Origin of the sequence: Virgisporangium aurantiacum (assembly GCF_016863635.1) — a bacterium.
Lineage (GTDB): Bacteria > Actinomycetota > Actinomycetes > Mycobacteriales > Micromonosporaceae > Virgisporangium > Virgisporangium aurantiacum.
On record NZ_BOPG01000071.1, the window covers coordinates 1 to 22780 of the forward strand.

Below are 22780 nucleotides of genomic sequence, written 5' to 3' on the forward strand. Positions count from 1 at the left end.
CATGACGAGGGCCGCCGTGATGGCGGCCCTCGTTTCATTTCATGTACGGTCCGATCCAACCGCCTGCCGTTTCAGCCCCCGCAGGCCGGGTACGGACCCTTTGGAGAGGGAAAATAGTGACGGACTCCTCGTCGCCGGATCCGTCCCCGGATCCCCGCGATCGCAATGACGCCGGCCGCGCTCCGAGAAGCGGCAACGGCCCCGACCGCCCTGCAGGCCGCGACAGCGCCCCGGGCGGCGGTCGCAACTCCGACAAGTCCGGTGACCGCCCGGGCCGTGACTCCGATCGCGGTGACCGTGGCGGCTTCCGCGATCGTGGCAGCTCCGGCGGCGGCGGTTTCCGCGACCGCGGCGCCTCGGGCGGCGGTGGTTTCCGTGACCGTGGCAGTTCCGGTGGTGGTGGCTTCCGTGATCGCGGCGGCTCCGGTGGCGGTAGCTTCGGCGACCGCGGCGCCTCGGACGGCGGCGGTTTCCGCGACCGTGGCGGTTCGGGCGGCGGTGGCTTCCGCGACCGTGGCGGTTCCGGCGGCGGTGGCTACGGTGGCGGCGATCGTGGCGGCTCGAGTGGCGGCTTCGGTGGCGGTGACCGCGGCGGCCGAGGCGACTCCGGCGATCGTGGCCGCTCCGACCGCGGATCGCGCGAGGGCGGCTTCCGCGAGGGCGGCGGTTTCCGCGGCGGCAGCAGTGGCGGTGGTTTCCGCAGCGGCGGCGACCGCGGCGGCAGCGGTGGCGGTTTCCGAAGTGGTGGCGACCGCGGCGGTAGCGGCGGCGGCGGTTTCCGCAGTGGCGGCGACCGTGGCGGTAGCGGTGGTGGTTTCCGCAGTGGCGGCGACCGCGACGGCGGGTTCCGTGGCAGCCGTGAGGGTTCCGGCTACCGACCCCGCGAGGGAGGCAACCGCGAAGGCGGGTTCCGGGGCAACCGCGAGGGCTCCGGCTTCCGCGACCGCGAGGGCGGCTTCCGCGGCGGTGACCGCAGCAGCTCCAGCGGCGGCGACCGCGGAGGTTCGAGCGGCGGCTTCCGCCCCGACCGCCCACCGCGCGACCGCGGCGACTCGGATCGTGGTGCCGGTGGTTTCCGCGGCGGCTCGGATCGCGGCGGCAGCGGTTTCCGGGGCGGTTCAGACCGTGGTGCCGGAGGGTTCCGGGGCAGCTCGGATCGTGGTGCCGGTGGTTTCCGGGGCGGCTCGGATCGCGGCGGCTCGGATCGTGGTGCCGGCGGTTTCCGCGGCGACCGCGACCGCGGTGGCGACCGGCCGGGTGGCTCCCGCGACGACCGGGGTGGTCGTTTCGGCGACCGCGACAGCGGGTTCCGGGGCAGCCGTGAAGGATCCGGGTACCGTCCCCGTGAAGGCGGCCAGGATCGCGATCGCGGCGGACGTTTCGGCGACCGTGAGGGTGGTTTCCGCGGCAGCCGCGAGGGTTCCGGATACCGGGACCGTGATCAGGAGAGGCCCGGCGGCGGATTCCGTGGTAGCCGGGAAGGCTCCGGCTTCCGTGACCGGCCTTCGGGCCCCCGCGAGGGCGGCTTCCGTGGCGACCGCGACGGCGGCTCCCGGGGCGGCTTCCGCGATCGTGACCGGCCTACCGGCTTCCGTGGCGACCGTGACAGCGGCTCCCGCGACGGCGGTTCCCGTGGCGGTGCCCGCGAGGGCGGCTTCCGCTCGGGCGATCGTGATGGTGGGAACCGTGATGGTGGCTTCCGTGGGGACCGTGATGGTGCTCCGCGGGGCGACCGCGAAGGCGGCTTCCGTGGTGGGAACCGTGATGGTGGCTTCCGTGGGGATCGCGACGGTGCTCCGCGGGGCGACCGCGAAGGCGGTTTCCGTGGCGGGGACCGTGATAGCGGCCCGCGGGGCAACCGTGAAGGCGGTTTCCGTGGGGATCGTGATGGTGCTCCGCGCGGCGACCGTGATGGCGGCTTCCGTGGTGGGAACCGTGATGGCGGGTTCCGTGATGGCGGCCCGCGGGGCGATCGGGACGGTGGGTTCCGGGGCAGCCGTGAGGGGTCCGGGTTCCGTGATCGGGACGGGGGCTCCCGGGGCGAGCGGCCGGGCGGCTTCCGGGCGCGCGACAGGTTTGATCGGCCGGATGACGGGCGGGCCGGGCGGGAAGGTGGCCGGTTCGAGCGGCACGACGAGCGGACCGGGCGGGACGGGCGTCGGTTCGAGCGGCGGGATGATCGGCGGGGCTCGGGCGGCGGTGGCGGGGAGTTCCGCGATCGCGACCGGGGGGCCTTCCCGCGGGACGGCGAACGTCCGGCAGCCGGGGACGCGGGTGACCGGCCGCGGGGGCGGTCGGAGTCGGACTTCCGGGATCGCTCGGGTGGGCGGAACCAGGACGGCGACCGGTCGTACGGGCGGGATCGGCCGGCGGGCGACCGACCGGGTGGTCGGTACGGGCCGGCTGACGGTGAGCGGCGTCACAGCGGTGACCGGGGCGAAGCTGTATCCGGGGAGCAGGGCGTCGGCGTCGACGGGGTCGTCGAGGATCCGGCGGAGGACCTGGCCGAGGATCTGCCGGCGGACATGATCGTGGGCGGTGACCGATCCGAGGACACGGACGTCGACGAGACGGACGAGCTTGACGACGCCGGTGACGAGGACAGCGCCGCGGTAGCCGACGAGCACGACGACGAGCACGACGACGAAGACGAAGAAGAAGACGACGAGGACGAAGAGAACGAAGAGGACGACCCTCAGGACCGGGCCGACGACCAAGGCCTCGAGGACGACGAAGAAGACGAGGACGAGGACGACGAGGAGGAAGACGACGATCTGGACGAGGCGGTAGCCGCCTCCGACGAGTCCGTCGAGCGGCCCCGTGCGGGTGGGGAACCGGAGTTGCCGGAGGACATCGACCCGCGGGATCTGCACCCGGAGGTGCGGTCGGAGCTTCGTACGCTGACCGGCCCGGTGGCGACCCTCGTCGGCAAGCGGTTGGTGGCGTCGGGACTGCTGCTCGACGATGATCCGGCCGAGGCGCTGGCGCACGCCCTGGTGGCGCGGCGGTTGGCTCCGCGGGTGGCCAGTGTGCGGGAGGCGGTCGGGTTGGCGGCATACCACACCGGCCAGTGGTCGATGGCGGTCGCCGAGTTGCGGACCTACCACCGCATAGCCGGGCGGCAGACGCACCTCGCGGTCATCGCGGACTGTGAGCGGGCGCAGGGGCGTCCCGAGCGGGCGGTGGACCTGTACCGGGCCGCGAACCTCGACAAGCTGGAGCCCGACGAGGCGATCGAGCTGCTGATCGTCGCGGCCGGTGCGCGTGGGGACATGGGCCAGACGGACGCGGCGGTCGCGATGCTGCAGGTACCCGACCTGCGGGACGACGATGCCCCGTGGGGGCCCCGGCTGCGGTACGCGTACGCCGACAGCCTGCTGGCGGCCGGGCGCACCGATGACGCGCGGGAGTGGTTCGCCAAGGCCGCCGACGTCGACGAGGACCTGGTGACCGACGCCGCGGATCGGCTGCTCGAACTCGACGGCGTGGTCATCGACGACCCGACCGATCCGGCGGGCGGCGATGACACCGGGGGTGAGCGCGGCGACGCCGGCGGTACGTCGGGTGACGGGCAGACGCGTCACCCTGAATCCACGACGCGGCCCGGCCGCGTCGTGATATTCACCGAACCCCCGGCGGCCGACGATGGCCCGGACCCGGTGCGGTGACCATCGCATCCACCCACGACCTGTTCATTTTCGACCTGGACGGCGTGGTCTACATCGGGCCGGCGGCGGTGCCGGGCGCGGTCGCCGCGATCGGCCGGCTGCACGACGAGGGCCTGGCGGTCGCGTACGCGACGAACAACGCGTCGCGGCGGGCGTCGAGCGTCACGGCGCACCTCGCCGAGCTGGGCGTGCCCAGCGAGGCCGGCGAGGTGGTCACGTCGGCGCAGGTGTCCGCCGCGGTCCTGGCCGAGCGGCTGCCGGCGGGCAGCGCGGTGCTTGTCGTGGGGACGCGGGAGCTGGCGGCCGAGCTGACCGACGTGGGACTGCGTCCGGTGTGGTCGGCCGACGACGAGCCGGTGGCGGTCGTGCAGGGGTACGGGCGCGACATCGGCTGGCAGCAGCTCGCCGAGGGGTGCGTGGCGGTGCGCGCCGGCGCGTGGTGGGTGGCGACGAACGCCGACCGCACGTTGCCGTCGGCGCGCGGGCCGCTGCCCGGGAACGGTGCGCTGGTGGCCGCGTTGGCGGTGGCCGTCGACCGGGAGCCCGACCTGGTGGTGGGCAAGCCGGCGCCGGCGCTGTTCGAGCAGGCCGCGAAGCGGCGCGGGGCCGGGCGGGCGGTCGTGATCGGCGACCGGCTCGACACCGACATCGAGGGCGCGAACGCCGCGTCGATGGAGAGCGTCCTCGTGCTGACGGGCGTGCACCGGCCGGCGGATCTGCTGGCGGCGCCGGCGCATCAGCGTCCGACGTACGTGGCGGCCGATCTCGGCGGGTTGTTCACCGACGAGGACGCGCGGCCGGTGGCCGACGGCGGTGCCGGTTGGCGGGCCGAGGTCGACGCCGGTCACCTGGTGCTCCGGGGTGCGGGGTCGTCGGTCGACGCGCTGCGTGCGCTGTGCGCGACGGCGTGGCGGCTGGACGGTCCGCTGCCCCGGTTGCGGGCGGACGGCGAGGCGGCCGCGGCCGCTCTTGCGGATCTGCGTCTGGTGTAGGGCGGGCTTCCGCGCGGTGGCGCGGGTTCCGTGCGGTGGCGCGGTTTCCGCGCGTTGCCGCGCGGGCTCCGCGCGTTGATCTTGCAGTTGTGGTGCCGGATTTACTGGGGATTGACCCGGTTTGTGGGGCACCACAACTGCAAGATCAACGGGGACTGAGGCGCGTTTAGAGGAGTTTGCGGAGTTTCAGCAGGTCCATGACGCTGGCCTTGATCTTCAGGCGGCCGCTGGCGAAGGCCTTGCCGGCGTCGAGGGTGCCGGCCACCAGTTCCAGCAGGTCGTCGCTGTTGATGATCATCTTGATCTTGGCCCTGGGGTCGTCGCCGTCGGTGAGGTCGACGATCTTGCCGTTCTCCAGCCTGCCGTGGAACGCGGCCTGCAGGTCGGGGACCTGGCAGGCGAGCGTGCGGTTGAAGTCGAGCCGGCCACCGGCCTCGGCATTCGTGGCCAGCTTCGTGGCCAGCTGGTCGAGCGCCGTTCGGCATTGTTCAAGGGTGGCCATGTGGTGTCGTCCCCTTCTGAAGAACCTGGCAGGATCGCCACGCCGACGATGTGCGGCACGCTACCGCACCGCACCGGTTCTCTCCGGGTAGCGTTGCGGGGAACGGGCTTTGAGAGGAGCTGCACACGATGCGGCAAGACGCGTGGCGGGCGTACCTGGAGATGGCGCTCGGCGTCACGGAGGCGTCCGGCAAGAAGGCGTTGAAGACGGCGAAGCGGCTGGTCGGCAAGAGCGGCGTCAGCGCCGATCAGTTGCAGGGCATGGCCGACGAGCTGGTGCGCGCCAGCGCGGCGAACCGGGAGGCGGTGCGCACCCTCGTGCGGGTCGAGCTGGAGCGCGCGCTGAACGCGGTCGGGCTCGCCAAGGCCGACGAGGTGGAGACGCTGACCGCCCGCGTGCGGGAGCTGGAGGCGCAGCTTCAGGCCACTAACGTGGTCGCGCCGGCGGTCGCCGACAGCGGTCCGGTGCCGAGTTCGTTGGCCAAGAAGGCGGTCGCGAAGAAGACCGTGGCCAAGAAGGCGGTGGCAGCTCCGGCTCCGGCCGATGTGGCCTCGGCTCCGGCCGATGTGGCGCCGGCGGTGAAGGCGGTCGCGAAGAAGACGGTCGCCAAGAAGGTGGCGGGGGAGCCGGCCAAGGCGGCGGCACCGGCGAAGGCGGCTGGCTCGGCCAATGGCGCGAAGGCCGACAGCGCGAAGGCTGTTGGGCCCGCGAAGGCCGACGGCGCGAAGGCCGACGGCGCGGCGAAGGCCGCTGGGCCGACGAAGGCGACTGGGCCGGAGAAGGCCGACGGGGCGGGGAAGGCCGACGGGGCGGCGAAGGCGGCTGGGCCGACGAAGGCGACTGAGCCGGCGAAGGCGACTGAGCCGGCGAAGGCCGACGGGGCGGCCAAGGCTGCTGGGCCGGCCAAGGCCGCGAAGAGCGCTCCGGCGAAGAAGGCCGCCGCAAAGACTGCAGCCAAGACCGCAGGCAAGGGCGCCACCAAGGCGACCCCGTCCGCGGTCGGTGCGGAGATCACCGCGTCGGCGCCCGGCCCCGCCGGGCCCGTGCCGGCCCGCAAGGCCGTCAAGAAGACCACCACCAAGCGGACGCCCACCAGCGGCGAACCCGTTCCGTAGGCCCGACCGGAGAACAGACGATGACCGACGACCCCCAGGAGACGACCGGCCACCCGCGTGTCGACGCGGCGTTGGCCGAGCTCGACCGGATCGCCGACCTGCCGCCGGCCGAGCAGGTTGCCGGGTTCGCCACCGTGCAGCAGGAACTGCAGGGCACCCTGGCGACCATCGACGAGCGCTGACGCGCCGGGCATGGCTCGACGGAACCGGCTCGACGTCGAACTCGTGCGGCGGGGCCTGGCGCGATCGCGGGAACAGGCGGCCGCGTTGGTCGCCGACGGGCGGGTCGAGGTCAAGGGACTCGTGGCGGGCAAGCCGGCCGCGCTGGTCGACCCGGCCGACCCGGTGCGGGTGGTCGACGGCGGGCCCGACTTCGTGTCGCGCGGCGGGCACAAGCTCGCCGGCGCGCTCGACGCGTTCACCGGGCTGTCGCCAAAGGGCAGGAGATGCCTCGACGCGGGCGCGTCCACCGGTGGCTTCACCGATGTTCTGCTGCGCGCCGGCGCGGCGGAAGTGGTGGCGGTCGACGTCGGGTACGGCCAATTGGCGTGGTCGCTGCGTACTGATGATCGTGTTCGAGTCCTTGATCGCCAGAACGTGCGCGCGTTGACCCCCGACGTGATCGGCGGGCCGGCCGACCTGACCGTCGCCGACCTCTCGTTCATCTCGCTGACCCTGGTGCTGCCCGCGCTCGCCGCATGCACCACCACCGATCTTGTGCCTATGGTGAAACCGCAGTTCGAGGTCGGCAAGGAACGGGTGGGGCCCGGCGGGGTGGTCCGCGACCCCGGCCTGTGGGCGGAGGCGGTGACAGACGTGGCCAAGAGCGCCGAAGACCTCGGGTTCGGGGTGGCCGGTGTCACCCGCAGTCCGCTGCCCGGGCCGGCCGGAAACATCGAGTTCTTCCTGTGGCTGCGGCGCGACGCGCGTCCACTAGATCTTGAAATGCTCGAAGCGGTGACCACGTGACAGAGCGTGAGGCGCTCCTGGTGACCCACACCGGGCGGCGCCAGAACTCGGCGCATGCGCGCACCGTGGCCGCCGACCTGATCGCGGCCGGTTTCACCGTGCGGGTGGTCGCCGAGGAGGCACCCGAACTGGAGCTGCCCGGCGTGCAGCCGGTGCGCGGGCCGGCCGCCGCCGAGGGCGCGGAGATCGTGTTCGCGCTCGGCGGAGACGGGACGTTCCTGCGCGCCGCCGAGCTCGCCCGGCCGGCGAAGGTGCCGCTGCTCGGCATCAACCTCGGCAAGGTCGGGTTCCTCAACGAGGCCGAGATCAGCGACGTCGACACGGCCGTGCGCGACGTGGTGGCCCGCCGCTACCTGGTCGACGAGCGGATGACGCTCGACGTCGAGGTGGAGTGCGACGGCCAGTTGATCGCCCGGTCGTGGGCGTTGAACGAGGTCAGCGTCGAGAAGGGCATCCGGGAACGGATGCTCGAGGTGATGGTCGACGTCGACGGGCGGCCGCTGTCGCGGTACGGGTGTGACGGCGTGCTCGTCGCCACCCCGACCGGCTCGACGGCGTACGCGTTCTCGGCCGGCGGCCCGGTGGTGTGGCCCGACGTGCAGGCCATCCTGCTGGTGCCGAACAGCGCACACGCCCTGTTCAGCCGGGCACTGGTGACCGCGCCGACCTCGACGGTCACGGTCACGGTGGCGCCGTACACGACGTTCGCCCAGCTCCAGTGCGACGGGCGACGGGCGTGGACGCTGCCGCCGGGGTCGGTGGTGACGGCGCGCCGGGGTGAGCAGCCGGTCCGCGTCGTCCGATTGAGTGACAACCCGTTCACGGACCGATTGGTCGCCAAGTTCGGTCTACCCGTTGATGGCTGGCGGGGGCAACACACATAGCGAGTTGTCGTACCCCGCGACTATCGTCCTTCTTTGTGCTGGACGAGATCCGCATCACCGGTCTCGGCGTCATCTCCGACGCCACCCTTCCCCTCGGGGCCGGCCTCACCGTCATCACGGGCGAGACCGGCGCCGGTAAGACCATGGTCGTCACCAGCCTGGGCCTGTTGTTCGGCGGCCGCGCCGACGGCGGCCGGGTCCGGGCCGACACCGGCCGCGCGGTGGTCGAAGGCCGCCTGCGCCTGGCCGGCGCGGCGGCCCCGGTGGTACAGGCCCGGGTCGAGGAGGCCGGCGGTGAGATCGACGACGACGGGACCGTGCTGCTGAGTCGAACCGTCACCGCCGAGGGACGCTCGCGGGCGCACGTCGGCGGGCGGGCCGTGCCGGCCGGGGTGCTCGCCGAGGTGGGTGCGGCGGTGGTGGCCGTGCATGGGCAGAGCGACCAGTTGCGGCTGCTGCGGGCGTCGGAGCAGCGGGGGGCGCTCGACCGGTTCGCCGGCTCCGCGCACGAGAAGCTGCTCGGTGAGTACGGCGAGCGGTTCGCCCAGTGGCGCGCCGTCGACGAAGACCTGGCGAACCGGCGGCGCACCGCGCGCGAGCGTCACCAGGAGGCCGACCTGCTGAAGCTCGGCCTCGACGAGATCACCCGGGTCGACCCGCAGCCCGGTGAAGACGAGCTGCTCAAGGCCGAGGCGCAGCGCCTCGAACACGTCGAGGGCCTGCGCACCGCGGCGCAGTTGGCGTACCAGGTGCTCGGCGGCTCCGTCGACGACACGCCCGACGTCAACGGCATGCTGTCCACGGCCCAGCGCACGCTGGAGGCGCAGGCCGAGCTCGACGCGGTGCTGGGCGAGCAGGCCGGCCGGCTGGCCGAGGCCGCCACCGTCATCAGCGACGTCGCGCTCGACCTCAACCGGTACCTCGACGCGCTCGACGCCGACCCGGCCCGGCTGCAGGAGGTCTACGAGCGGCGGTCCGCGTTGCGGTCGCTCACCCGCAAGTACGCGGAGGACATCGACGGCGTCCTCGCCTGGGCGGCGCACGCGCAGGCCCGGCTCGGTGAGCTCGACACGTCCGACGAGGTGCTCGAGGAGCTCGACCGGGAGCGCCGCCGGCTGGCGGGTGACACGGCGGAGCTCGCCGCGAAGCTGTCGGCGAGCCGGCGCGAGGCGTCGGCCAGGTTCAGCGACGCGGTTACCGAGGAGCTGACGGGCCTGGCGATGCCGCACGCCCGGGTCGAGGTGGCGATCGGTCAGCGGCCGGTCGGCGGCGGCCCGACGCTGACGGTGGCCGGTGCCGAGGTCGGCGTCGGCCCCGACGGCGCCGACGAGGTGGAGCTGCGGTTGCTGGCGCACCCGGGCGCGCCGTCGCTGGCGCTGCAGAAGGGCGCCTCGGGCGGCGAGCTGTCCCGCGTGATGCTGGCCATCGAGGTGGTGTTCGCCGGTGCCGGCGGCCCGCCGACCCTGGTCTTCGACGAGGTCGACGCGGGGGTCGGCGGTCGGGCGGCGGTCGAGATCGGCCGACGCCTGGCGCGGCTGGCCCGCGATCACCAGGTCTTCGTGGTCACGCACCTGCCGCAGGTGGCCGCGTTCGCCGATCGTCACCTGGTGGTGGCGAAGGACACCGGTGGCGCGGTGACGACCAGCGGCGTGCGGCTGGTGGAGGACACGGAGCGGGCCCGGGAACTGGCCCGGATGCTGGCCGGCCTGCCCGACTCGGATCTGGGCATCGCCCACGCCGAGGAGCTCCTGGCGGTAGCCGCGAAGGAGAAGCGCCGCTGAGGCCGCGGCGCTGAGGCCGCCGGCAACGCGGCGAAATGGGGGATTTGTTCGGTATTCGCATGTCGCGGTCGGGAGAAGTCGCCGCGGCGTGCCAGGATGGTTCACGATGCGTCTACCAATGCTGCGCCGCACCCGGACCGCGGAACCCGGGCAAGTTGTCGGCACGGTCCGGCTCGACCGGCGAACCAAGCGGCTCGCCGGTCGGTTGCGGCCGGGCGACATCGCGGTCATCGATCATGTCGACGTCGACCGGGTGGCCGCCGACTCGCTGGTGGCGGCCGAGGTGGCGGCGGTGCTCAACGCCAAACCGTCGATCTCCGGTCGCTACCCTAACCTCGGGCCGGAGGTGCTGGTCAAGGCCGGCATCCCGCTGATCGACGAGTTCGGCGAGGAGCTGTTCGAGAAGCTCCGCGAGGGCGACGTCATCCGCATCGAAGGTAGCAAGATCTTCCGGGGCGACGAGCCGCTCGCCGAGGGTAACCGGCACGACACCGAGACCGTGGTGCAGGCGATGGCCGACGCCCGGGAGGGCCTGTCGGTGCAGTTGGAGGCGTTCGCCGCCAACACGATGGAGTACCTCAAGCAGGAGCGTGAGCTGCTGCTCGACGGCGTCGGCGTGCCCGAGGTGGAAACGCGGCTGAGCGGCCGGCACTGCCTCATCGTGGTGCGCGGCTACGACTACAAGGCCGACCTCGACGTCCTGCGTCCGTACATCCGCGAGTTCAAGCCGGCGCTGATCGGCGTCGACGGCGGTGCCGACGCGCTGGTCGAGGCGGGCTACACGCCCGACATGATCATCGGGGACATGGACTCCGTGTCCGACGACGTGCTGCGGTGCGGCGCCGAGGTCGTCGTGCACGCCTATCCCGACGGGCGCGCGCCCGGCCTGGCGCGCGTCGACCAGCTCGGTGTTCCCGCGGTGACCTTCCCCGCGGCCGCCACCAGCGAAGACATCGCGATGCTGCTCGCCGACGAGAAGGGTGCCACGCTGATCGTCGCGGTCGGCACCCACGACAAGCTGGTCGAGTTCCTCGACAAGGGCCGGGCCGGCATGGCGTCGACGTTCCTCACCCGCCTCAAGGTCGGCGGTAAGCTCGTCGATGCCAAGGGCGTGAGCCGGCTGTACCGGCAGAACCTCTCCACCTCGTCCCTGGTACTACTGGTGATGTCGGCCCTTGCGGCCATGGCGGCCGCCGTTGCCGTGTCCACGCTGGGTAAGGCGTGGCTCGGCGTCGCGGCCGAGTGGTGGGACAAGCTGATGTTCAACCTCTTCTCCTAGTCGTACTCAAAGAGGGCGAAGTGATCAACTTCCGGTACCACGTCGTGTCCATCGCCGCGGTGTTCCTGGCTCTGGCGTTGGGACTCATCGTCGGTACGGCCGCGTTCAACGGCCCGGCCGCCGACGGCCTCGCCGCGTCGGTCGACCAGATGGGCAAGGAGAACCAGAGCCTGCGGGACGAGGTCAAGCACCTCAACGAGGAGGCCGAGCAGGAGGAGAAGTTCGCCACCGAGGCGCTCCCCTGGATGATCGGCAACCGGCTGAACGGCAAGCGGGTCCTGATCATCACCACCACCGACGCCGACAAGGAGTACGTCGACGGGGTGGCCGAGGCGCTGCGGACCGTCGGCGGCGCCACGATCACCGGTCAGGTCTCGTTCCAGAAGCGGTTCGTCGACCCGGCGAGCAAGGAGGAACTGCTCGACCTCGTCGACAACGGCACCCCGTCGACCGTCACCGGGCTGCCGGCGAACAGCAACGGCGTCGAGACCGGTGCCGCGCTGCTCGCCGCGGTGCTCGTCGACCACAACCCGGAGGTCGCGGAGCCCGACCGCACCAAGACGCTCAACGCGTTCCTGGGCTCGTACCTCGTCGGCAGCCTCGTGAAGCAACCGGCCGAGGCGATCCTGGTGCTGGCCGGCCCGCCGTACAACGAGAAGGACGCCGGCAAGTTCAACACCGGTCTGAAGACGATCGTCGAGCAGTTCGACAAGGCCGGCCCGATCGTGGTTGCCGCCGAGAGCACCGCCGGCGACGGCAATCTGGTCGGCGCCGTCCGCGGCGACTCCGACCTGTCGAAGCCGGTCTCCACGGTCGACAACGCCGGCACGCCGCAGGGCCGGGCGGCGGTGCTGCTGGCGCTGGCCGACCAGATCGAGAGCAAGACCGCCGGCCACTACGGGGTGTCGGGCCAGAACGGCCTGATGCCGAAGGCGCCCGCGGGAACCAAGAATGGGTCGTAGGCGCGCGGTTCTTGCGGCGCTCGCGGGCGCGGCGGCCGCCCGCCTCGCGGTGCGGGCGATGTCCGCCGAGGTCCCGGCCACGAAGAGGGCGCGGGACTCGCTGCGGCGGACGAACTTCCGGGGACGCGACGTGAGCCTGGCCGGCGGCCTCGCCTACGCCGCCGGCGCGGGTGGGGTGGCGGCGCTGTCCGGCGGGCCGGTCGGGGTGGCGGCGGCCGTCGCCGGGCTCGGTGCCGGTGCGGTCGGCGCCTACGACGACGTGGTCGGCAGCCGGCCCGGGCAGGCCGGTGCCAAGGGGTTCCGGGGGCACCTGAGCGCGCTCCGGCAGGGCCGGGTCACCAGCGGCATGGTCAAGATCATCGGGATCGGCGTGGCCGGGATGGCCGCCGCCGGTCACCTCGATCACCGCACTGGGCGCTGGGCGCGCACCGGAATCGTGGCCGGTGCCGCCGACGCGGTGGTCGCCGGTGCGCTGATCGCGGCGTCCGCGAACCTGGTGAACCTGTTCGACCTGCGGCCCGGGCGGGCGCTGAAGGTGGGCCTGGCCGCGGCGGTGCCGCTGGCCGTCGCCGGTGGGCCGGGCGCACCGGCCGCCGCGGCCGCCGCCGGTGCCGCCGCCGCGCTGCTGCCCGACGACCTCGGCGAGCGGACCATGCTCGGCGACGCCGGCGCCAACGCGCTGGGCGCGCTGCTCGGCACGGCGGTCGCCGCCCGGACCGGACGGCGTGGGCGGCTCGCCCTGCTCGCCGGCGTGGTGGCGCTGACCGCGGCGAGCGAGAAGGTCAGCTTCACACGCGTCATCGAGGGGACCCCCGGGCTGCGCGAACTCGACGCCCTGGGGCGGGTTCCGAAATAACACAGGTGGCAGGCGCGCGGTTGGCCCGCGCCGCGAGCATGATCGCGGCGCTCACCGTGGCCAGCCGGGTTGCCGGATTTGGCCGCATTCTGGTGTTCACCTGGGCGGTCGGCCTGGCCCGGCTCGGCGACCTCTACCAGGCCGCCAACACCGTTCCGAACATCATCTTCGAGATCGTCGCCGGCGGGGCGCTGGCCAGCCTCGTGGTGCCGGTGCTCGCCGCGCCGCTGCGCGACGGCGACCGCGAGACCGTGCAGCGGACCGTCTCCGCCCAGCTCACCTGGGTCGTCACCATCCTTGCGCCGGTCGCTCTGGTGCTGGCGCTCGTGGCCGAACCCGTGGTGCGGTTGCTGGTCAAGGCGTCGCCCGACGACATCGAGACCGGCGCCACGATGCTGCGGATCTTCGCGCCGCAGTTGCCGCTGTACGGGATCGGCGTCGTGCTCGCGGGCGTGCTGCAGGCCCACCGGCGGTTCGTCTGGCCGGTGCTGGCGCCGCTGCTGTCCAGCGTCACCGTGGCCCTTGTGTACGTGGCCTTCGCCCTGCGCGCGGGCCCCAGCCCCGACGTGGCCGCGATCGACGGCGTCGACCTGGCGTTGCTCGCCGGCGGAACGACCCTGGCCGTGGCCGTCCTGACCCTGTGTCTGGTGGTGCCGGTGCGCCGGCTCGGGCTGCGGATCCGGCCGACCTACCGGCTCGGCGCGGTGGCCGGCCCGGTGCGGCGGCTGGCCGCCGCCGGTGTGGTGACCGTCGGCGCCCAGCAGGCCAGCCTCGCCCTGGTGATCGCGTTCGCCGGACGCGGGCCGGCCGGCTCGGTCGCGATGTTCGCCCTCGCCCAGACGGTCTTCCTGCTGCCGTGGGCGGTGCTCGCGGTCCCGATCGCCACCGCGGCGTTCCCGACGCTGGCCGCCAAGGAGGCCGACGGCGACCGGGACGGGTTCGCCGCCACCACCGCGACCGCCCTGCGGGCCACCCTGCTGGTGACCGCCGCCGGCGCCGCCCTGCTGGTGGCCGTCGCGCCGGACGCCGCGATCACGCTCGCCGCCCTCGACTCCGACCGGCCCGATCCCGCGCCGCTCGCCGCCGGCATCGCCGCGTTCGGGCCCGGCGTGATCGGCTACGGCCTGTTCGCGCTGCTGTCCCGCGCGCTCTACGCGCGGCACCGTCCCGCAGCGGTCGCGACGGCCACCGCGGTGGGCTGGGCCGCGATCGCGGCGGCGGCTGTCGTTCTCAGCCAGGTGGTACCGGACGGGGACCGCGTGGCCGCCCTCGCCGCCGGACACTCCGTCGGGCTGACCGTGCTCGGCGTCGCCCTGCTCGTGAGCGCGCACCGGCGCATCGGTCCGGCGGCACTCGCCGGAGCCGGGCGGGCCGCCCTGGTGGGGCTGGGGGCCGCCGCCGCGGGTACGGCGGTCGCGCTCGCGGCGCGTACCATCACGGTGCCGGACCGGCCCGGCGTCCCCCCGGCGCTGCTGCGTGGAGTCCTCTGCGCGGTGCTGGTCGTTGTGGTCTTCACGGCGGTGGCGTACGCCGCCGACCGGCACGATGTGCGGCCCGCCCTCGCCCGGGTGCGGCGATTGATCAAGAGGGAGTGACCGACACATGCGGGTGGCACTGGTGCTGGCCTCCAGCACCGGCGGCGTCGGCCGGCACGTGATGTCGCTCACCGCGGCGCTGGTCGAGACCGGCATCGACGTGACGGTGCTCGGGCCGGCCGCCACCGACACGCAGTTCGGGTTCGCCGCGCTCGGCGCCTCGTTCGTCCCGGTCGAGATCCCGGCCAGCCCGCAGCCCGCCGACGCGGTCGCCGTGCGGGTGCTGCGCCGGGCTTTGGCCACCGTGGCGCCCGAGGTGATCCACGCGCACGGCCTGCGGGCCGGCCTGGTCGCGGCGCTGGCCCGGCCGAAAACGGCCGGCTCGTCGCCGGGTGAGGCGACGAAAATGGCTGGTTTGTCGCCGGGTGAGGCGACGAGACGCAAGGTGCCGCTGGTGGTCACCTGGCACAACCGGGTGCTCGCCGGCGGTCTCCGCAAGGCGATCTACAGCCAGCTCGAGCGCTACGTCGCCGGTGCCGCCGACGTCACGCTCGGAGCGTCGTCCGACCTGGTCGACCGGGTGAGGGCGCTCGGTGGCAGGGACGTGCGGCTGGGCGAGGTCGCCGCCCCGACGCTGCCGGCGCCGGCACGCCCGCCCGGCGAGGTGCGGTCGGAGTTCGGCGTCACCGGCGGGCGGCCGCTGGTGCTCAGCGTCGGGCGGCTGCACCGGCAGAAGCGGCACGACCTGCTGATCGACGTCGCCGCCCGGTGGGCCGGCCGGGTCGAGGGACATACCGCGCTCGATCCCGTGCCGGCCGTGGTGATCGCCGGCAGCGGGCCCGAGTACGTGCCGCTGGCCGAGCGCATCCTCACCAGCCACGCGCCGGTGACGCTCGCCGGGCACCGGGGCGACGTGTCCGACCTGCTCGGCGCCGCCGACCTCGCCGTGGTCACCAGCGACTGGGAGGCGCGGCAGCTCTTCGCCCAGGAGGCGCTGCGCGCGGGCGTCCCGTTGGTCTCCACCGCCGTCGGCGGCCTGCCGGAACTGATCGGTGACGCCGCGGCGTTCGTCCCCCCGAACGACCCGGACGCGTTCGACGCGGCCGTGCGGACCCTGCTCGTCGACCGTGACGCGCGGTCCGACCTGGCGCGGCGCGGCCTCGCGCGGGCCGCGACGTGGCCGACCGAGGCCGAGACGGCCGCCCGGGTGGCCGCGCTGTACGCCGAGCTCGTGGCGGTCGGCGCGCCGTGATCGGCGCAGTGCACCAGTGGCGCGCGGCACTGCGGAGCCCGCACAACCGGGCATTGCCGTACCTGCTGGCGCTGGCCGTCGCCCTGATCGGGATCCTGGCGCTGGTGCCGCGGCCGCAGGCGGCCGCCATGCGGACCTCGGCCGGGCACGTGGTGCTGGTCGGCGCGCCCGGCTTGCGCTGGGACGACATCAGCCCGATCGAGACGCCGACGCTGTGGGCGCTGGCCCAGCAGGGTTCGGTGGGCGCGCTGGTGGTGCGTTCGGCCCGCGACACCACCTGCCCGGTCGACGGCTGGCTCACGCTCGGCGCCGGCGACTACGCGCGCGGGCCGAACGGGCTGACCGACGACGATCTCTGTTCGCTGGAGTACCCGGAGCTGGAGCCGGCCGGCCCGGACTCGCGGGGGGCGAAGCTGCCCACGATCGAGCACGCCGACATCTCCGCGACGAACCAGGACCTCGACAACGACCCCGACCTCGGTGCGCTGTCCGAGGCGGCCCAGTGCACCGCCGCGGTCGGCCCCGGCGCGGCGCTCGGGGCCGCGCGTCCGTTCGGGCGCATCGACCGGTACGCCGAGTCGGTCGACGGGAACCTGCGCGAGCTGCTCGGCTCGTGCCGGTTGTCGTTCGTCGACCTCGGTGTGATCGCCGGCGAGGGTTACTCCCGCATCGTCGCGGCGCGCAAGGCCGATCTGGCGCTGTCGGCCGTGCTCGGTTCCCGTCCGGACCGGTCGCTGGTGATCGTGGCCGGGCTGTCGGACACCGACAAGACGACGCGGCTGCACGTCGCCATCGCGCAGGGACCCGGGTTCGGGCCGGGCTGGCTCACCTCGCCCAGCACCGGCCGCGACGGCTACCTGCGGCTCATCGACCTCGCGCCCACCGCGCTGGCGGCGTTGGACCGGCCGGCGCCGCTGAACCTGTTCGCCGGCGCGGCCGCGACCCGGGAACCGGGCCGGCCCGCCGACCTGAACGCCGCCGTCGACCGGCTTTCCGACGCCGACCGGCTGGCCGGCGCCCAGCGACGGGTGTCGACGACGTTCTTCCTGGTGCTGGCGATCGCCGAGCTCGCGCTGTTCCTCGCGGTGATCCCGCTGCTGCGCACGTCCGTGCCGGGTGGCTCCTCGCTCCTGCTGTGGCGACTGCTGCCCCGCTGGCTGTCGACCCGGGTGCCCCGGACGGCGGGGGAGTGGGCCGAGTGGGGCCTGCTGGCCGCCGCGCTCGCCGCGCCCGCCGCGATGCTCGTCGACATGGTGCCGTGGTGGCGCACGTCAAGGCCGGGCTGGGTGTTCGCGGCCCTCTTCGCCCTGGTGCTCCTGGCGACCACGTCCGTGGTCGGCGTGCTGACGGCGCGGCAGCGGGCACTCGGGCCGGTCGGCGGAGTGGCCGGCGCCGCGGTGCTGGCGATCGGGCTCGACGTGCTCACCGGGTCGCGGCTGCAGTTGGACGGGGTCACCGGGTACTCGGCGTTGTCCGGCGCCCGGTACGCGGGCATCGGCACGATCGGGCTGGGCATGTTCACCGGCAGCCTCCTGCTGTTCGCCGCGGCCCTGGCCCAACGCGCCCCGCGCCGGTGGCGGCCGGTGGTGATCGCCGTGGTCGGCTCGGTGGGCGCGGTCATCGTCGGCAGCCCGTACTTCGGCGCCGACGCCGCCGGCGCGGTCGGCCTGACCGCCGGGGTCTGCACCGCCGCGGCGATGTCGGTGGGTGGCTGGTTGTCGTACCGCAGGCTGACCTGGGCGGTGCTCGCCGGGTTGGGACTGGCCACGACGTTCGCGCTGCTCGACCTGCGCCGGCCGGCGGAGCAGCAGAGCAGCGTCGGCCGGTTCTTCGCGCACGTCGACGACGGGACGGCGTCGCTGGTCGTCCGGCGGGCGGGGGAGTCGAGCGTGGTGACGTTCGCGAACAGCCCGCTGACCGTGCTGGTGATCGGGGTGGCGCTCTACACGTTGCTGGTGCTGCTGCAGGACCGGGGTGGGCTGCGCCGGGTGTACGGCCTGTTCCCGTCGGTGCGGGGCGCGCTGGCCGGCACGATCGTCGCGACCCTGCTGGCCGGCCTGGTCGAGGGCGTGGCGCTGAACGTGATGGGTGCGGCCCTGGCGGTCGCGATGCCGCTGACGGTGCTGGCGGTGGTCCGCGTGCGGCACCACGCCGCGGACCGCACGATCCCGGTGGTCATCGACCCCCCGGTGCGGGCCGCGTCCACCTCCTAACCCCGAGGTTTGTCGGGTTGATGGCTTAAGTCTTTGCAGGTAAATACGCGTCCACGGGTTGACAGGCGCTCCGGCGATTTGTAGGTTTCGATCGGCTGGAACGTTTCAGAAACCTGGCGCGGGCTGCGAGGAGTCGCCATGAGGGCGTGGAACCGGGTGCGGGTCGGTGCGTTGGTCACGGTCGCGGTCATGGTGGTGGGGACGCCCCTGCCGGCGGTCGCGGCACCCGCGCGGGGTGTGCAGTTGGAGAAACTCGACCGGGGGCTCGTCGTCGCCAGCACGGGCGAGGGGACGTTCCTCAGCTGGCGGTTGCTGGGGCATGAGGTCACCGGGCGTACGGCCACCGGCATGGCCGGGCCGGCGTTCGCGGTCTACCGGGACGGGCGCCGGATCGCGACGGTCACCGACAGCACGAACTACCTCGACCCGGGCGGTTCGGCGAGCTCGGTCTACCAGGTGGCGCCCGTGCGCGGGAAGCGGAGCGCACCGGCGACGGCGTGGGCCGGCACCCACCTCGACCTGCCGTTGCGGAAGCCGGCCGACGGGGTGACCCCGGCGGGTGAGGCGTACACCTACTCGGCCAACGACCTGAGCGTCGGCGACGTGGACGGCGACGGCTCGTACGAGTACATCGTCAAGTGGGACCCGTCGAACTCGAAGGACGTGTCGCAGGTCGGCTACACCGGCAACGTCTTCATCGACGCGTACGAGCTGGACGGCACCCCGCTGTACCGGATCGACCTCGGCGTGAACGTGCGGGCCGGCGCGCACTACACGCAGTTCCTCGTCTACGACTTCGACGGCGACGGCCGCTCGGAGATGATGTTCAAGACCGCGCCGGGCACGAAGATCATCAGGTACGACCGGACCGGCGCCGTGAAGTCGGAGCGGTTCATCACGATGCCGCGCGAGGACGTCCGCGCGGGCGTGAAGCACACCGACGACTACCGGATGAGCGCGGCGGACTACTTCGAGCACCTGGTGACGATGTTCCAGGGCTGGGACACACACCCCGAGGTGGTCAGGGGCGCGTGGCCGAAGACCCTGGAAGAGGCGTTCGGCATCCCGCCGGCGTACCCGTACCCGCTGAGCCGGGCGGACGCCACCGCGCTGGCCAACCACTTCGTCGACGTCTACGCGCCGGCCCGCAGCACCCGCAACCTGCTCCGGAACTTCGCCGGCTTCATCGTCGACGGGCCCGAGTACCTGACCGTGTTCGAGGGCGCCACCGGCCGCGAACTGCAGACGGTCCGCTACGAACCGGGCCGCCACGACGACGGGCTCATGTGGGGCGACTACGCGATGCCGCGGATCGAGCCGGGCAACCGGGTCGACCGGTTCCTCGCCACCGTCGCGTACCTCGACGGGAAGCACCCGAGTGCGGTGTTCGCCCGCGGCTACTACACCCGCACCACGCTCGTCGCCTACGACTGGGACGGCCGCCGCCTGCACAAGCGCTGGTACGTCGACAGCGGCTGGACGCCGATGACCAACCCGTTCAACGACACCCCGCACGGACGCGACGGCACCGACCCCGAGTTCAGGACGATCACCACGCAGGGTGCGCACTCGCTGAGCAGTGCGGACGTCGACGAGGACGGCAAGCAGGAGATCGTCTACGGCGCCGCCACCATCGACCACGACGGCAGCCTGCTCTACAGCTCGTTCGCAACGATGCCGGACGGCAGCGCCGCCCCGGGAACGACGGCCAGGCTCGGGCACGGCGACGCCATGCACGTCACCGACATCGACCCGACCCGGCCGGGCAAAGAGATCTACATGGTGCACGAGGGCGGCACGGGCGCGCCGTACGGCCACGCGATGCGCGACGCGAAGACCGGCGCGGTGCTGTTCGGCACGTACTCCGGCGTCGACACCGGGCGCGGCATGGTCGGCGACATCCTGCCCGAGCACCCCGGCCTGGAGGCGTGGGCCAGCACCGGCATGGGCCTCTGGACCGCGCAGGGCCAGAAGATCGGCGCCGCCGGACCGGGCACCAACCAGAGCATCCGCTGGGCCGCCGACCTGAGCACCCAGATCGTCGACGGCGCGCTCGCGGTGACGCCGTCGATCGAGGACTACCGGCGCGGCCGGCTGCTCACGGCCGAGGGCACGCTGGCCAACAACGGCACCAAGGGCAACCCGAGCCTCGTCGCGGACATTTTCGGCGACTGGCGCGAGGAGCTGCTCATGCGGACGGCCGACAGCAGCGCGATCCGGATCTACCTCAGCACCGAGGTGACCGCGCACAAGCTGTACACGCTGATGCACGACCCGCAGTACCGGGCCGAGGTGGCGCGCCAGCAGACGACGTACAACCAGCCGTCGTACACGAGTTTCCATCTCGGAACCGGCACCGTATGGGCGACGGTGCCCGTCCCGAACGGCCACTACAGGTAGAAGGCGGCGTGCCGAGGAGACCACCCCGGTGACGGGTGTTACTGTGGAGTCCCGTGGATCGAGCGATTTCGGGCAGAGCCTCAGGTAGAACGAGCAAGCACATCTTCGTCACCGGGGGCGTCGCCTCCTCTCTCGGCAAGGGCCTCACAGCCTCCAGCCTGGGTAACCTTCTCACCGCGCGGGGTCTCCGCGTGGTCATGCAGAAGCTCGACCCGTACCTCAACGTCGACCCGGGAACGATGAACCCGTTCCAGCACGGTGAGGTGTTCGTCACCGAAGACGGCGCGGAGACCGACCTCGACATCGGGCACTACGAGCGCTTCCTCGACCGTGACCTGGGCAGCAAGTCGAACGTCACCACCGGGCAGGTCTACTCGGCGGTCATCGCCAAGGAGCGGCGCGGCGAGTACCTGGGCGACACCGTGCAGGTCATCCCGCACATCACGAACGAGATCAAAGCCCGCGTCCGGGCGATGGCCGAGCCCGACGGCGGCCCGGCCCCCGACGTGGTGATCACCGAGGTCGGCGGCACGGTCGGCGACATCGAGTCGCTGCCGTTCCTGGAGGCGATCCGCCAGATCCGCCACGACATCGGGCGCGACAACTGCTTCTTCCTGCACGTGAGCCTGGTGCCGTACCTGGCGCCGAGCGGCGAGCTGAAGACCAAGCCCACCCAGCACTCCGTCGCGGCCCTGAGAAACATCGGTATCCAGCCCGACGCGCTCGTCTGCCGCAGCGACCGCGAGATCCCCGACAAGCTCAAGCACAAGCTGAGCCTGTACTGCGACGTCGACCGCGAGGCCGTCATCGCCGCGCCCGACGCGCCGAGCATCTACGACATCCCGAAGGTCCTGCACGCCGAGGGGCTCGACGCGTACGTCGTGCGCCGGCTCGGCCTCAGGTTCCGCGACGTCGACTGGAAGAGCTGGGACGACCTGCTCGATCGGGTGCACCACCCCGAGCAGACGATCACCGTCGCGCTGGTGGGCAAGTACATCGACCTGCCCGACGCCTACCTGTCGGTGAGCGAGGCCGTCCGGGCGGCCGGGTTCGCCAACCGCGCCCGCGTCCAGATCACCTGGGTCGCCAGCGACGACTGCGACACGCCCACCGGCGCCGCGCAGGCTCTCGCCGGGGTCGACGGCGTGGTGATCCCGGGCGGGTTCGGCATCCGGGGCATCGAGGGCAAGGTCGGCGCGAGCCGGTACGCCCGGGAGAACGGCATCCCGATCCTGGGCCTGTGCCTGGGGCTGCAGTGCATGACGCTCGACGTGCTCCGGAACGTCGCCGGCATCACGGACGCCAACTCGGCCGAGTTCGACCCGAACACCAAGGAACCGGTCATCGCGACCATGGCCGACCAGGAGGACATCGTCGCCGGCAAGGGCGACCTGGGCGGCACCATGCGGCTGGGCTCGTACCCGGCGAAGCTGGAGCCCGGGTCGCTGGTCGCCAAGGCGTACGACCGCACCGACGTCACCGAGCGGCACCGCCACCGGTACGAGGTCAACAACCGGTACCGCGACGCGATGGCGAACGCCGGCCTCCAGGCCAGCGGCCTCTCGCCCGACGGGAAGCTCGTCGAGTTCGTCGAGCTCGACGCCGAGAAGCACCCGTTCTTCGTGGCCACCCAGGCGCACCCGGAGCTCAAGAGCCGCCCGACCCGCCCGCACCCGCTGTTCACCGCGTTCGTCGGCGCCGCCGTCGAGTACGCCGCCCAGGACCGCCTGCCGATGGACCTGGCCAGCGCATGAGCTACGAGGTGCTGTCCAGTAAGGAGCGGCTCAAGAACCGCGTGTTCCGCATCGTCACCGACGAGGTGCGCATGCCCGACGGCGAGGTGGCCGAGCGCGACGTCATGCGTCACGTCGGTGCGGTCGGGGTCGTGGCGCTGGACCGGGACGAGAACGTCGTCCTGGTCCGGCAGTACCGGCACGCCCTCGGCCGGGAGATCTGGGAGCTGCCGGCCGGGCTCATCGACGTCCCCGGAGAAAAGCTGGCCGAAGCCGCGGCGCGCGAGTTGGCCGAGGAGACCGATCTCCGCGCGGCCCGCTACGACCTGCTGATCGACGCGAACCCGAGCCCGGGCTGCTCCGACGAGGTCATCCGGCTGTTCCTGGCCCGTGACCTCGACGAGGTTCCGGAGGCCGACCGGCACCGGCGCACCCACGAGGAGGCCGGGATGACGGTCTCCCGGGTGCCGCTGGAGACGGCCGTGGCGATGGCGCTGAGCGGGGAGATCACCAACGCGGCGTGCCTGGTCGGGATCCTGGCGGTGGCGCAGGCGAAGGCCCGCAACTGGGAGACCTTGCGGCAGGTGGACGAACCTCTACCACGATAGGTAATAACACAAGTACGCTGAGTCATGTGCT

The 22780-nt window shown here is 72.9% G+C and carries 18 protein-coding genes; 16 read left to right on the forward strand and 2 right to left on the reverse strand.

Going from position 1 to position 22780, the window contains the following annotated elements; genetic code table 11:
• Positions 1-1118: 1118 nt before the first annotated feature.
• Positions 1119-2873 carry a hypothetical protein gene (locus Vau01_RS46280; protein ID WP_204006908.1) on the reverse strand — a complete coding sequence of 585 codons (1755 nt, stop codon included), beginning with the start codon at positions 2871-2873 and terminating at the stop codon, positions 1119-1121.
• Positions 2874-2912: 39 nt separating this feature from the next.
• On the opposite strand from Vau01_RS46280, the gene Vau01_RS46285 reads away from it, so the two are divergent.
• A complete protein-coding gene (locus tag Vau01_RS46285) occupies positions 2913-3668 on the forward strand; it encodes a tetratricopeptide repeat protein (protein WP_239152430.1) in 756 nt (251 codons plus the stop codon).
• The gene (locus Vau01_RS46290) at positions 3665-4660 is read left to right on the forward strand and encodes an HAD-IIA family hydrolase (protein WP_204006911.1); all 996 of its coding nucleotides are present in this window, start codon (positions 3665-3667) and stop codon (positions 4658-4660) included. Before Vau01_RS46285 ends, Vau01_RS46290 begins: the two co-directional genes overlap by 4 nt.
• A gap of 166 nt (positions 4661-4826) precedes the next feature.
• On the opposite strand, the gene Vau01_RS46295 is transcribed toward Vau01_RS46290, so the two are convergent.
• On the reverse strand, positions 4827-5162 hold the full coding sequence (locus Vau01_RS46295; protein ID WP_204006913.1) for an SCP2 sterol-binding domain-containing protein: 336 nt from the start codon (positions 5160-5162) through the stop codon (positions 4827-4829).
• A gap of 128 nt (positions 5163-5290) precedes the next feature.
• Between Vau01_RS46295 and Vau01_RS65070 the strand changes: the two genes are divergently transcribed.
• The 14 genes from Vau01_RS65070 to Vau01_RS46365 all read left to right on the forward strand — a co-directional run bounded on the left by Vau01_RS65070 (position 5291) and on the right by Vau01_RS46365 (position 22749).
• Positions 5291-6277, forward strand: coding sequence for a phasin family protein (locus Vau01_RS65070; RefSeq protein ID WP_308440516.1), 987 nt, complete (start codon positions 5291-5293; stop codon positions 6275-6277).
• Between the two features lie 20 nt (positions 6278-6297).
• On the forward strand, positions 6298-6459 hold the full coding sequence (locus Vau01_RS46305; protein ID WP_204006915.1) for a hypothetical protein: 162 nt from the start codon (positions 6298-6300) through the stop codon (positions 6457-6459).
• 10 nt (positions 6460-6469) lie between these two features.
• Positions 6470-7246, forward strand: a complete 777-nt coding sequence (locus Vau01_RS46310) for a TlyA family RNA methyltransferase (protein ID WP_204006917.1) — start codon at positions 6470-6472, stop codon at positions 7244-7246.
• Positions 7243-8130 carry an NAD kinase gene (locus Vau01_RS46315; RefSeq protein ID WP_204006919.1) on the forward strand — a complete coding sequence of 296 codons (888 nt, stop codon included), beginning with the start codon at positions 7243-7245 and terminating at the stop codon, positions 8128-8130. The genes Vau01_RS46310 and Vau01_RS46315 overlap by 4 nt, the downstream gene beginning before the upstream one ends.
• A gap of 35 nt (positions 8131-8165) precedes the next feature.
• The gene (gene recN / locus Vau01_RS46320) at positions 8166-9911 is read left to right on the forward strand and encodes a DNA repair protein RecN (RefSeq protein WP_204006920.1); all 1746 of its coding nucleotides are present in this window, start codon (positions 8166-8168) and stop codon (positions 9909-9911) included.
• Positions 9912-10017: 106 nt separating this feature from the next.
• Positions 10018-11190: a putative cytokinetic ring protein SteA gene (steA, locus tag Vau01_RS46325; RefSeq protein WP_204006921.1), complete on the forward strand. Its 1173-nt coding sequence runs from the start codon at positions 10018-10020 to the stop codon at positions 11188-11190.
• 20 nt (positions 11191-11210) lie between these two features.
• Positions 11211-12152: a copper transporter gene (locus Vau01_RS46330; protein ID WP_204006922.1), complete on the forward strand. Its 942-nt coding sequence runs from the start codon at positions 11211-11213 to the stop codon at positions 12150-12152.
• Positions 12142-13008, forward strand: a complete 867-nt coding sequence (locus Vau01_RS46335; RefSeq protein ID WP_204006923.1) for a hypothetical protein — start codon at positions 12142-12144, stop codon at positions 13006-13008. The genes Vau01_RS46330 and Vau01_RS46335 overlap by 11 nt, the downstream gene beginning before the upstream one ends.
• 5 nt (positions 13009-13013) lie before the next feature.
• A complete protein-coding gene (gene murJ / locus Vau01_RS46340) occupies positions 13014-14603 on the forward strand; it encodes a murein biosynthesis integral membrane protein MurJ (protein ID WP_239152412.1) in 1590 nt (529 codons plus the stop codon).
• A gap of 7 nt (positions 14604-14610) precedes the next feature.
• Positions 14611-15795 (forward strand): glycosyltransferase family 4 protein, encoded by a 1185-nt coding sequence (locus Vau01_RS46345; protein WP_204006924.1) that lies wholly within the window; start codon positions 14611-14613, stop codon positions 15793-15795.
• The gene (locus Vau01_RS46350) at positions 15792-18008 is read left to right on the forward strand and encodes a hypothetical protein (protein WP_204006925.1); all 2217 of its coding nucleotides are present in this window, start codon (positions 15792-15794) and stop codon (positions 18006-18008) included. Before Vau01_RS46345 ends, Vau01_RS46350 begins: the two co-directional genes overlap by 4 nt.
• A 138-nt stretch (positions 18009-18146) precedes the next feature.
• Positions 18147-20408 carry a rhamnogalacturonan lyase gene (locus tag Vau01_RS64840; protein ID WP_204006926.1) on the forward strand — a complete coding sequence of 754 codons (2262 nt, stop codon included), beginning with the start codon at positions 18147-18149 and terminating at the stop codon, positions 20406-20408.
• Between the two features lie 65 nt (positions 20409-20473).
• Positions 20474-22162: a CTP synthase gene (gene pyrG, locus Vau01_RS46360; protein ID WP_204007118.1), complete on the forward strand. Its 1689-nt coding sequence runs from the start codon at positions 20474-20476 to the stop codon at positions 22160-22162.
• Positions 22159-22749: an NUDIX domain-containing protein gene (locus tag Vau01_RS46365; RefSeq protein WP_204006927.1), complete on the forward strand. Its 591-nt coding sequence runs from the start codon at positions 22159-22161 to the stop codon at positions 22747-22749. Before pyrG ends, Vau01_RS46365 begins: the two co-directional genes overlap by 4 nt.
• Positions 22750-22780: the final 31 nt, after the last annotated feature.